The following is a 10,600-nucleotide window of genomic DNA, read 5'->3' as shown; positions in this document are numbered from 1 at the left end:
GACTGGATCGAAGGCTATTACAATCGACAGCGCATGCACACGTCGATCGACTACTGCACTCCCGTCGAATACGAAACCCTACGCGCTGCTGCATGACATGCTGTACGTGAAAACGAGGCAGGGTCACTCGCGGGTGTATTCATCGATCACGCATAGCATCTTCAAGGCCCGGCCATCCACCAGTTGATCGTGCACGAAGTCATAGCTCCAAACCGAATTGGGCTGTGTGGCGCCTGGCAGGCGTATGTCGTCGCCGCAACGACGTCGGCGAGGACGTCGGCGCGGAATGTCGAGCTGAAGGGCTCGCCACATTCGCCGCACGCGCGATTCGCTCAACGCCAGCCAGGCCGACATCCGGCGATGGCCGAAGCGCGGCACCTCTTGCGCGGCCATCATCAGCCTCTCGCCCAAACTCCGATCCTTCTCCGGTTGCTTGAGCGTATAGGTCGCCACTCGGCGGCTCAGTCCCAGGTAGCGACATGCCTTGCGTTGCGAGAGCCCCCGCCGAGTCAGGACTTCCAGCGCTTCGCGCCGGCCCGTCGGGGTGATCATTTTTTTTGGCTGAACTCCTTCAGGCCGTCGATTACCAGCATCTGCTCGGCGATCAGGCGCTTGAGCCGATCGTTCTCCGATTCCAGCTCCTTGAGCCGACGGGCGTCAGCCACGTCCATCGCGCCGAACTTGTTGCGCCAACGATAGAACGTCTGTTCCGAAATGTTGTGGCGCTTGCATAGATCCTTCACCGGCTCATCCCGGCTCTCAGCCTCGCGCAAGATGCGGATGATCTGCTCGTCGGTAAATCGCTTCTTCATCGAGTCCTCCTTGTCCCTAGGATAAAAGAGAACTCACTTGCCGGATGGATACAAGAAACGTCTCAGGTCAACCTCACTATTGGGTATTTCTCTGCCCTTTCGGGAGGGGAGAATGTCGAATAGCTACTGCTGAACGCGAATTAACTTTGACCAATCCGCATTCACGCTTCCGAGGGCGGGTCGGTACGAGGCATTCGCTGCACCTGTCCACCTCGATTACCGGAGATTTCCCTGTCGCAGACTTTCCGGTGTATTCCCTGACGCATCCGACGCATGCAGATCGGCACCCCGTTCCTCAAGGGAATCCAATAACTGAATTCTCTGAAAAAGTGCCGCGTGCATGGCGGCAGTCTGGCCGGCATGATTGCGCTGGTCCAGATTGCATCGAGTCGCCATCAAGCGGCGCGCGATTGTCAATTCGCCTTTGAATATCGCACCCATCAGTGCGGTATTGCCGCGCTTGTCCTGTGCACAAGGATCTGCCCCAGCTGCAAGAAGCTGCTCGACCGCTTGTCGATGCCCATTATAAGCAGCCAGTATTAACCCAGTGTATCCCCTTTCGTCTCGCACATTCAAATCGTAGCGTGCGGCGATGAAATCACTCAAAATTTCCTGATTTCCTTGTCGAGCGGCGTCCAGAAAATACTTTCTAAGTTTTTCTCGAATCATTTCCGGACTTTCCGGCATGCCGTCCTGGACCATTTCCGCGGCAAAAGCATGCACAAACACAAAAGAAATAAAAAGAGAAATAAATATTCTTCGCATTTGTCACCTACCAGAGCGTATCTCACCACGATGGACCGTACATCAGCACGTGGTCGTGCTGATGTACGGGTTCCAGTGGGTACAGAATTTCGCGTTTTCCTGTCAGTTTCTCAGTTGCGCGGCAAGTGCTTGGACGCGCTTCAGATCACCATTAGCGACCTTCGTCAATCCAGTTCCGTAGTTGACATCTGCCTTATAGAAGTATGACAAGAGAATATGTCGGCTTTCGTCATCAGTTTTCGCGAGTTCACCTCCAAGCGTCTCGATCAGATCCGCTTTTTCCTTTTCGCTGAATGACCGAAACAGCTCACCTGCCTGCTTGAAGTTCTGTTCAGACTGGATCTTCGCCTGTTGGGTCGTGCCCTTCAGCGGCGTTGCCACGGCGCGCGCGGTTGGTTGCTCGTCCCGCTTCTGCAAACGGCTCGGTTGATAGTTCACACTGCCCGATTTCTTGCCGGCATTCATCAGGCCGTCCTGATTGACATTATTTACCACCGCGAGCGGCCGGTTTACCGGCAACTGCAACCCGTTCGCGCCGACGCGGTACATTTGCGTATCGGCGTAGGCAAACAAGCGGCCTTGCAGCAGTCGGTCTTCGGAAGGTTCGATGCCTGGTACCAGATTTGCCGGCGCCATGGCAACCTGCTCCGTTTCCTGGAAGATGTTCGCCGGATTCTTATTGAGTACCATCTGCCCGACCTTGCGCTCGGGGATATCCGGCCAGATCTTCGTTGCATCCAGCGGGTCGAAGTCGAATTTCGCCAACTGCTCAGGTTCCAGCACCTGGATATACAGATCCCACTTCGGGAAATCCCCCTTGTTGATGGATTCGATCAAATCCCGGCTCAAGAAATTGTAGTCCTTCCCTTGAATCTCCTGGACCTGATTCGGATCAAGATTCTTGATCCCTTGCAACGATTTCCAGTGAAATTTCACATAACGTGCCTCACCTTTCGCATTAACCATCTTATACGCATGGACACCGTTTCCGTCCATCATCCGGTAGCTGGCTGGCGTGCCCTGATTGGAGTAAAGCAGCGTAAGCGTGCGAGTCGACTCAGGCAAGTGCGAGAAGAAATCGAACCGGCGCGCATCGTCCGGCAGGTTCGTCGCGGGGTCGGGCTTGACCGAATGAACCATGTCTGGAAATTTGATCGCGTCCCGAATGAAGAACGTCGGAAAGTTGTTGCCGACCAGGTCCCAGTTACCGTCCGCCGTATAGAACTTGGTCGCGAAGCCACGTGGATCCCGAGCCGTCTCGGGAGAATACGCACCGTTGGCGACCGTCGAGAAACGCACGAACACCGGCGTTTTTTGACCGCGAACAAAGACTTTCGCCATCGTCAGGTCAGAGATATCGGCTAGCGCGGTAAATTCGCCGTGTGCGCCGGTGCCGCGCGCATGAACGACGCGCTCGGGAATACGTTCGCGGTCGAAACGCTGCAACTTCTGGAGCAGTTGCACGTCTTGCAGCAAGGTCGGTCCACTCGGGCCCGCGGTCTGGGAATTCTGATTGTCTCCGACAGGCGCACCGTTGTCGCGAGTGAGCGTCGATGCGACCACCGCTGGCGACAACGCACACATCGTCGTCAGCGCAATCAGCCATCGACCAGTGTTCAATTTACGGATCGACATTTTCATGTTACCTCATAGGTTATCGAACATTATTTAATAGTTCGTATCGTGTTAAACAGTGTCAAGATGGTATGCGCCACCATATGGCGACAGAATCCGTCCTTTCTGGATTCGGTAACCCGCATATCGAGACTAACGGCATAGATATACTGAAACAATAGGACGCAAGCTAGGGTGCCATAAGACATGTACAAAATCGTCGATTGCGCAAGCCTCTAGGGTGAACCGCACCGAATTGGGTGGAAGCTCGTATTCTTGGGAGAATCGAGCCATGAACAAGAAGGCAAGCAAGTTTTCCCCGGAAGTCCGAGAGCGTGCAGTGCGCCTGGTACGCGAGCAGCGTAGCGAACATCCGTCGATGTGGACGGCAGTCGAATCGATTGCACCGATGATCGGCTGCACGCCGCAGACGCTTCTGGATTGGGTCAAACGCGACGAGGTCGACAGAGATGGCCTCACTCCTTCGGACGGTTTTCTGAGATTTTTAAGTGGAACGTCCGTGGCAATCATGCTGCCGATTTGATCGCAGGCAGCGTCGCGAAGTATGCCTCGTCCGGCGTCTGATCCTTCAGGATCGAATGGGGCCGTTTCCAGTTGTACAGATCAATGTATTCGCCGATGGAGCGCCGGGCGTGGCTGACCGACTCGTACGCTTTCAAATAGTTGAGTAGCCCAACGGAATCACACCGCAAGGCCCTCCCAGAACTGTACGTGAGCCTCTCGACTCATACAGCTCCTATCGTCCAGCCGTGGCTCCGAGCGTCCAATGCGCGAACAGGGTCGGGCGCTGCGTTTTAAGACGCCGCAACCAATCCCATGCCCGCAGCGTGTGCGTGCGGAGTTTCTTGTATTTGCGCTGAGCCCAACGCACAATGAACGGATCCAGTGTACGTAAGGCCCGAGAAGTGCGGAAGGCCGGAACCGCCCGTAGTAGCGAACCCAGCCCAGAAGCACGGGCCGCGTCCATTGAGCGACTGCGACGAGTTCAAGGTCATTGCGACTGTGCAACCGCCACCGACGCATTCGCAACCGCATCGATTTGGCTGCCTTGTCGCTTACCGCAGGAGCGAAGCTAACGAACAGTGCTCCAGAGCGATTCATCGAACTCCGGGGCCGAAAGCAGTAGCCCAGGAAATCAAAGCGCTGCGCTGGATAGCTGCCGCGTCGGTTATCGTCCTTGCAGTAGACGATCTTGGTCTTCTCCGGGTGAAGCTGTAGTTTGCAAGCCGCAAGCCGGGCATCGAGCTCTGCTCGCAATTGTTCGGCCTGCGCCTCGCTCTTGCAATGGCAAATGACATCGTCGGCGTAACGCTCAAACAGGACGCCGGGATGGTTCCGCGACATCCATTGATCGAACGCGTAATGCAAGAACAGGTTAGCCAATATGGGACTGACAACTGCCCCTTGCGGCGTCCCCCGATCCCGCGATACCAAAGCGCCATCGGGCATACAAACCGGTGCGACCAGCCATCTCTCGACGTATAGAAGCACCCACCTGCAGTTCGTATGCCGACGTAGCGCGCGCATCAGAAGTTGATGGTCGATATTATCGAAGAAGCCTTTAATATCAAGATCCAGCATCCAGTCCGCGCGCCAGCAACGCTAACGCGCAACTGCAAGCGCCTGATGCGCTGAGCGGCCCGGTCGATAGCCATATGAATCGTCATGGAACACTGGTTCCAGAATCGGTTCGATATATCGCCGTACCACCACTTTTGCGATGCGATCCGACACAGTTTGCATTCCTAATGGACTTGTCTTGCCATCAGCCTTTGGAATATCCACGCGCCGCACGGGAGGCGGAACATAACTGCCCGAGGACAGCCGGTTCCAGAGTCGGTAAAGGTTATTACTCAGGTCCTCTTCAAACTCGGCAATCGATTGTCCATCGACGCCCGCCGCGCCGTGATTTGCCTTCACCCGCTTGAACGCTTCCCCACTTCGCGTTTGGAAATATCAAACGGCTTTGCCTTATTCATGCGAGTCCTCCCCTCGCGGGTTGCTCGCACGATCAAGCCAGACGACGGCGTTCCGTCGGTCCAGCCCCATTACAGAGCCTTCAACCCTACTACGAACGCCTCCGCCCCTGTGCCCCTCATCGGTACTCTCACCCTTGCGGAGGCTATCCGCTTGGATTTCTCCCTTGGCATCGGGACGACAGGTTCCTACGTTCCTTATCAAAGCCTGGATCAAGATCACGCCGCCTTCATGCCGGAAGCCAGTTGGGCAGCAAACAGGTTGGCCCCCAACCTTTGTCGCGGGATAGAAGTCAAGATCCCGGTTTCGACTTCAGTTAGTACGTTTCGACACGTCATCAGCGGTTCACTCACGTTCGTCTTCCTGACCCTCACCTGACGGAGTCCAGCTCCGCCTTTTCCATCAACGCTCACCACGCGAGCTCTTAACTCGCGCAGCTTGTGGTGATTTGAAGCCTGCTCCTGCAAGCCGACTCCGAGGGGCCCGCCCTCACTTTGATAAAGCATCGCAACGGCTCTACCGTCGAACCGTCGCGTTCGTAGCACACCACCTCTTCGTACTTGATGCTGCGCCACACGCGCTCGACGAACACGTTGTCGCGCCAGGCGCCCTTGCCGTCCATCGACAGACGGATGTTGCGGCTGAGCACCGCCTCTATGAACGCTCCCGCCGTGAACTGGCTACCCTGATCGGTGTTCACGATATCCGACAGCCCGTAACGGGCGAACGCTTCTTCCAGCGCTTCGACGGCGTGTACGGCTTCCAGCGTGATTGCGAGCCGGTGCGAGAGCACCTTGCGGCTTGCCCAGTCCACCACCGCCGTCAGATAGACGAAGCCGCGTGCCATCGGAATATACGTCGTGTCGAGCGCCCACACCTGGTTGGCCCGTTCAATCTCCAACCCGCGCAGCAGATACGGCCAGACCCTGTGCCGTGTGTTGCGGCGGCTCGTGTTCGGCCTGCAGTACAGCGCCTCGACACCATGCGCTTCATCAGCGTGCGCACGCGACGGCGACCCACCTCATGACCTTCCCGGCGCAACAGGCGCGCCAGCATCCGCGCCCCGGCGAACGGAAACTCCATGTGCAGCTCGTCGATTCATCGCATCAGCAACTCATCGGCCAGGCTGACCGGCTGCGCCCGGTAATACGCGCTCGATCTCGCGATGCCAACCAGCCGCGTCTGCCGGTAAACCGGTAGCGCATGCGTACGGTCGATCATCGCTTTGCGCTCAGCAGTCCGGCCTTGCCGAGCGCTCCTGACAAAAAATCGTTCTCCAGCGTCAACTGTCCGATTTTCGCGTGCAGCGTTTTCACGTCCACCGGCGGCTCGCTCGACGGCACACCTGTCGTACCAAACACGTCTGCCGCACGCTCCTGCAACTGTCGCTTCCATTCCGTGATCTGATTCGGATGCACTTCGAACTGCTGCGCCAGTTCGGCCAGCGTGCGCTCGCCCTTGACAGCCGCCAGAGCCACTTTCGCTTTGAACGCCCCTGAGTGCGTCCGCCGGGTTCTCTTCGTCATTTCCTCGGTTCCTTTACCAGCATTATCGCTGGCTCAGGCCTCGGCCAAACCACTTATCCGACTGTCCGAATTCGCGCGGCCACCTCTGAGAGCTAGGACGGGCCGGCATAGGAGCTGTGCAGGCATCACAAGCGCTCGGAACGGTCGAGCAACGTGGATTCAAGTATCCCGGGCGCAAGCGGGTACCGGATCGTACCGCGCTAATTAGAGATTCTGTTTGTGCTAAAGACTGGTATTCGCACGACCTTCCTGCGGAGATGGGAGGCGGGTCGGGCCTGAGTTGGTGGCGGGCGGCGGCGCGACTGGCAGCAGGCTGGCGTGTGAGACGCATTACGCGCGCTCCTGCTGGCGAAACTGCGGGCAGCCAACCAGATCGAATTCTCCCGTGTGGTGGTCGATTCTTCTTCGATTCGTGCGGTTGGGACGGGCGAAAAACTGGCCCGAACCCCACCGATCGAGTGCGCCCCGGTTCTAAATAATCAAACTTCTGAAGTACGTGGAATCGAGGCAGGAACACTTCAGAGCAGCAACAACGCGGCAGTCGCGACGCAGGTTGGTACGACGGCCGCAGCGAGAAGCCCGAGAACGCTTACCGATTCGTCCTGGAAACCGCTCCGAACGATTGCGAGACCAGCCGGGTTCGGCGCATTGGCGATCACGGTGAGTCCGCCGCCGGCCACCGCGCCGGCGACGAGCATATACTTCGCTTCATCGGGCATGTCCGCGATCAACGAGCCGAGATAGGTGATGGCCGCGTTGTCCATGATGGCGGTCAGGCCCAGCGCGCCCACATACAATGCGTAGGTATCCATCGAGCTGACGACCGGTTGCAACCACCACTGCTGCAATCCGCCGAGCACCACGAGCCCGCCGAGGAAGAACGCGACGAGCAAGCTCTCGCGCAGCATTAACGGTGACTGGTAACGCTCGTACGCGGCCGTGAAGCCGAGGAAGAACAGCAGCAAGCCGATGAACACGACCTGATGGTGAGCACCGAGCACGACACCAATCAGGAAGCCGAGATGGATCAGCGTCACGCCTGCCGGAACCCGCACCCCCTCCATGTCCGCAGCGGCGGTCGGAGTCTTCACCAGCGCGCCGCGCATCAACGCCGTCAGCACCGTCGCATTGACGAGTACCGCCACAACGGCTTTCCAGCCGAACTGCGTTGCCATAAACGTACTGTCCCAGCCCCACGCGGACGCGACCATCAGCACGGGAGGCGCCGCATAGGCTGTCAGCGTACCGCCGATCGACACGTTCACGAACAAAACGCCGAGTGCGAGGTACTTCCAGCGCTCCGCGATTGCTGTCCCGAACAGCCTGTCGCGCAAGATCAGCGCGGCGAGCGTCATCGCGGCCGGCTCAGTGATGAACGACCCGAGCAGCGGAATCATCGTCAGCGAAAGCCAAGCCACGGCCACGGTCCTATCGACAGGAATCACGCGGGCAATCCGCAGCACCAGGCTCGTGACCGCGTCAAGGATCGGCTTGCTCGCAGCAATCACCATGATCGTGAACACGAACAGCGGCTCGGTGAATTCACGCGACTCCGCATAGTCGAGCGCGAGTTTCGGGCCGGCGAGCACAGTCATCGTGATCAGCAGCACGAGCGCCCAGAAACCGAATACGACCTCGACCTCGCCGAGGAAGTGGAACAACCCCGCGTGGCGCGGGTGGCGATGCGCGAGCACTTCGAAGCGCTTCGCAAGGAACGTATGCAGCAGCGCGAGACCGAAGATGACCGCGCCAGCAATTTCAACGGTATGGGGCATGGCGGATTCCCATGAGTGAACCGGCGCGCCGGTGCGGCGCAGCGGTATGGTTAAGGAAACAAGCCCATGGGGCCGACCGTTGCACCGCAACGACAGGTTATTTCCAGCAGCCGTCTAGGGAGTCGTGTCGGCATGCGCCCACCTCCTTCGGAAGACTGGTGGAAATGGAAAGAAAGTGTCTTGGATAATCCGCGGACGATTGTAGACAGGAAAGCTTCTTCCGACAGTCATCCGTGTACGAAAGCATGTCGTTCCAGTACGAAAGCATTGCTTTTAATTTCGCAGCGCAGCATGAAAGGACCGGGAAAGCATTTATGAAGAATTGCATACCTCCACTTCATGGCGGTATCGTTCATGGATAATATCGCATCACTGAATGATTCGGATACGCACATGCAAATCGATACCTTCGGTACACTCGTCGCAGCGTCTCTGGTTCTGCTGCTGGGTCAATGGTTGGTGAAGCGCATTGGCCTGCTCCGTACTTTCACGATCCCCGAGCCGGTCGCGGGCGGGCTGATCGTCGCGTTGGCGCTCACCGCGCTGCGTGGTGTCGGTGGCGTCGAAGTGCGTTTCGACACAGCGATGCAAACACCGCTGATGCTCGCATTCTTCGCGTCGATCGGTCTCAACGCAAAATTGTCGAGCCTCAAGTCGGGTGGCCCAATGCTGGTGCGCTTCCTGCTGGTCGTGTTGGGCCTGCTGATCCTGCAGGACGCAATCGGCGTCGGGATCGCAAAGGCGATCGGCCTCGACCCACTGCTCGGGCTGCTAGCCGGGTCGGTCACATTGTCGGGCGGGCACGGCACCGGCGCCGCGTGGAGCAAGGTATTCAGCGAGCGCCATGGCTTGCAGTCGGCGACCGAGGTCGCGATCGCCTGTGCGACCTTCGGGCTTGTGCTGGGCGGTCTGCTTGGCGGCCCGATCGCGAAGCTGCTGGCGCGCAACTTGGCGACGCCCGGCACCACACCATCGGATGTGCCGCAAGCTGGCGCCAGCGACACGGGCGGCTTCGAGCATCCGAAGGAGCAGCAGTCGATGACACCGTCCGCGTTCATCAACACGCTCGCGCTGTTCGCGATCGCGTTGTCGGGCGGCACGGCAATCGAATCACTGATCCACGGCACCGCATTCGAACTGCCGACCTTTGTGTGCGTACTATTCGTCGGCGTGTTGTTGAGCAATGGTCTCGCGCTATCCGGCGGACGTGTCTCCGAACATGCCGTCGCGCTGCTCGGCAACGTCAGCCTATCGCTGTTCCTCGCGATGGCGCTGATGACGCTGCGACTCTGGGAGCTCGCGTCGCTCGCGCTGCCGATGCTCGCGCTGCTTTGCGCGCAAGTCGTATTGATGGTGGTCTATGCGATCTTCGTCACGTTTCGCTTGATGGGCCGAAACTACGACGCCGCTGTGCTCGCATCCGGCCATTGCGGCTTCGGGCTCGGCGCGACACCCACCGCGATCGCGAACATGCAGGCGGTCACCGCGCGCTTCGGGCCATCGCACATGGCGTTCCTCGTAGTGCCAATGGTTAGCGCATTCTTCATCGATATTGCGAATGCGATAGTGATCAAACTGTTTCTAGCGTTGCCGATCTATGGCTGATGGTGTACTTCGCATCGAATTCGTGGCAGTCTGGCAAATTATTTAGATGGGACCGATTCCATTGGAGCGAGTCGGCATTAGATTTTGACCTGTCAAATAGATTGAAACAAAGGGCTGTGGCAACCTTGCCATCTCGTTATCTTGAATAAAGGAGAATCATGGCAGCCCATTTTCAACCGGACGCACTTCATCTGATGCTTGAGTTTTCGAATATGACGGAGTCGAGCCAGCAGCAATTCATTTCAACGATGAACCGGTATCTATTTGCGTCACCGTCGCAACGCAAGGCAATGAAGGGCGAATGGAATGTCTATGCCGCCGTCCAACGTCCGCATCAGGCTACCAAGCGCCGACCGACCCAGCCCGACCCCATACCGGGCACCGCCTGATTGCCGACATCCCGATCAGGCATCTGGCTTTCCACTTCGGTTGACGCTCCATCGGCCATCTCCCCGAGCTAATTGATTGCGTTTCGAAGCCCCTGCTCCTACGCCATCGCCTCCGA

At 58.0% G+C, this 10,600-nt stretch carries 9 protein-coding genes and 4 pseudogenes; 6 read left to right on the top strand and 7 right to left on the bottom strand.

Features of this window, described 5'->3' with window-relative positions; genetic code table 11:
* The coding region (locus BCO18175_RS41085; RefSeq protein WP_368040727.1) for an IS3 family transposase at positions 1-96 on the top strand (96 nt) is incomplete at its 5' end.
* A gap of 30 nt (positions 97-126) precedes the next feature.
* On the opposite strand, the pseudogene BCO18175_RS39655 reads toward BCO18175_RS41085, so the two are convergent.
* The 3 genes and pseudogenes from BCO18175_RS39655 to BCO18175_RS39645 form a co-directional block, all read right to left on the bottom strand.
* A pseudogene (locus tag BCO18175_RS39655) lies at positions 127-812 on the bottom strand (transposase); the annotation flags it as partial.
* Between the two features lie 216 nt (positions 813-1,028).
* On the bottom strand, positions 1,029-1,577 hold the full coding sequence (locus BCO18175_RS39650; protein WP_174989170.1) for an ankyrin repeat domain-containing protein: 549 nt from the start codon (positions 1,575-1,577) through the stop codon (positions 1,029-1,031).
* 102 nt (positions 1,578-1,679) lie between these two features.
* Entirely contained in the window at positions 1,680-3,218 is a 1,539-nt protein-coding gene (locus BCO18175_RS39645) for a catalase (RefSeq protein WP_174989168.1), read from the bottom strand.
* Between the two features lie 265 nt (positions 3,219-3,483).
* Between BCO18175_RS39645 and BCO18175_RS39640 the strand changes: the two are divergent.
* Positions 3,484-3,681: pseudogene (locus tag BCO18175_RS39640) on the top strand (IS3 family transposase); the annotation flags it as partial.
* 37 nt (positions 3,682-3,718) lie between these two features.
* On the opposite strand, the gene BCO18175_RS39635 reads toward BCO18175_RS39640, so the two are convergent.
* Together BCO18175_RS39635 and BCO18175_RS39630 are read right to left on the bottom strand one after the other, a co-directional pair.
* Positions 3,719-3,871, bottom strand: coding sequence for an integrase core domain-containing protein (locus BCO18175_RS39635; RefSeq protein WP_174989166.1), 153 nt, complete (start codon positions 3,869-3,871; stop codon positions 3,719-3,721).
* Between the two features lie 22 nt (positions 3,872-3,893).
* Positions 3,894-4,793 carry a reverse transcriptase domain-containing protein gene (locus BCO18175_RS39630; RefSeq protein ID WP_254608247.1) on the bottom strand — a complete coding sequence of 300 codons (900 nt, stop codon included), beginning with the start codon at positions 4,791-4,793 and terminating at the stop codon, positions 3,894-3,896.
* A 300-nt stretch (positions 4,794-5,093) separates the two neighbouring features.
* Between BCO18175_RS39630 and BCO18175_RS40770 the strand changes: the two genes are divergently transcribed.
* A complete protein-coding gene (locus tag BCO18175_RS40770; RefSeq protein ID WP_254608246.1) occupies positions 5,094-5,567 on the top strand; it encodes a hypothetical protein in 474 nt (157 codons plus the stop codon).
* A gap of 118 nt (positions 5,568-5,685) precedes the next feature.
* On the opposite strand, the pseudogene BCO18175_RS40765 reads toward BCO18175_RS40770, so the two are convergent.
* Positions 5,686-6,715, bottom strand: a pseudogene (locus BCO18175_RS40765) (IS3 family transposase); the annotation flags it as partial.
* Between the two features lie 161 nt (positions 6,716-6,876).
* Between BCO18175_RS40765 and BCO18175_RS39615 the strand changes: the two are divergent.
* Positions 6,877-7,191 (top strand): annotated as a pseudogene (locus BCO18175_RS39615) (IS5/IS1182 family transposase); the annotation flags it as partial.
* A 42-nt stretch (positions 7,192-7,233) separates the two neighbouring features.
* Here the strand turns inward: BCO18175_RS39615 and BCO18175_RS39610 are convergent.
* Positions 7,234-8,490 (bottom strand): putative Na+/H+ antiporter, encoded by a 1,257-nt coding sequence (locus BCO18175_RS39610; RefSeq protein ID WP_174989158.1) that lies wholly within the window; start codon positions 8,488-8,490, stop codon positions 7,234-7,236.
* A 393-nt stretch (positions 8,491-8,883) separates the two neighbouring features.
* Between BCO18175_RS39610 and gltS the strand changes: the two genes are divergently transcribed.
* Together gltS and BCO18175_RS39600 are read left to right on the top strand one after the other, a co-directional pair.
* Positions 8,884-10,095 carry a sodium/glutamate symporter gene (gene gltS / locus BCO18175_RS39605; RefSeq protein ID WP_174989175.1) on the top strand — a complete coding sequence of 404 codons (1,212 nt, stop codon included), beginning with the start codon at positions 8,884-8,886 and terminating at the stop codon, positions 10,093-10,095.
* A gap of 158 nt (positions 10,096-10,253) precedes the next feature.
* The gene (locus BCO18175_RS39600; protein ID WP_174989156.1) at positions 10,254-10,484 is read left to right on the top strand and encodes a hypothetical protein; all 231 of its coding nucleotides are present in this window, start codon (positions 10,254-10,256) and stop codon (positions 10,482-10,484) included.
* The last annotated feature ends 116 nt before the right edge of the window (positions 10,485-10,600 follow it).

The sequence above is a fragment of the Burkholderia lata genome (genome assembly GCF_902499335.1).
GTDB classification, from domain to species: Bacteria; Pseudomonadota; Gammaproteobacteria; order Burkholderiales; family Burkholderiaceae; genus Burkholderia; species Burkholderia lata_B.
This window is presented reverse-complemented; position numbering and strand designations above follow the sequence as displayed.

Excerpts from the sequence above, each read along its gene's own strand:
- BCO18175_RS39610 (WP_174989158.1), bottom strand. The coding sequence starts at position 8,490 with ATGCCCCATACCGTTGAAATTGCTGGCGCGGTCATCTTCGGTCTCGCG.
- BCO18175_RS39650 (WP_174989170.1), bottom strand. The coding sequence starts at position 1,577 with ATGCGAAGAATATTTATTTCTCTTTTTATTTCTTTTGTGTTTGTGCAT.
- BCO18175_RS39645 (WP_174989168.1), bottom strand. The coding sequence starts at position 3,218 with ATGAAAATGTCGATCCGTAAATTGAACACTGGTCGATGGCTGATTGCG.
- BCO18175_RS39600 (WP_174989156.1), top strand. The coding sequence starts at position 10,254 with ATGGCAGCCCATTTTCAACCGGACGCACTTCATCTGATGCTTGAGTTT.
- gltS (WP_174989175.1), top strand. The coding sequence starts at position 8,884 with ATGCAAATCGATACCTTCGGTACACTCGTCGCAGCGTCTCTGGTTCTG.
- BCO18175_RS39630 (WP_254608247.1), bottom strand. The coding sequence starts at position 4,793 with ATGCTGGATCTTGATATTAAAGGCTTCTTCGATAATATCGACCATCAA.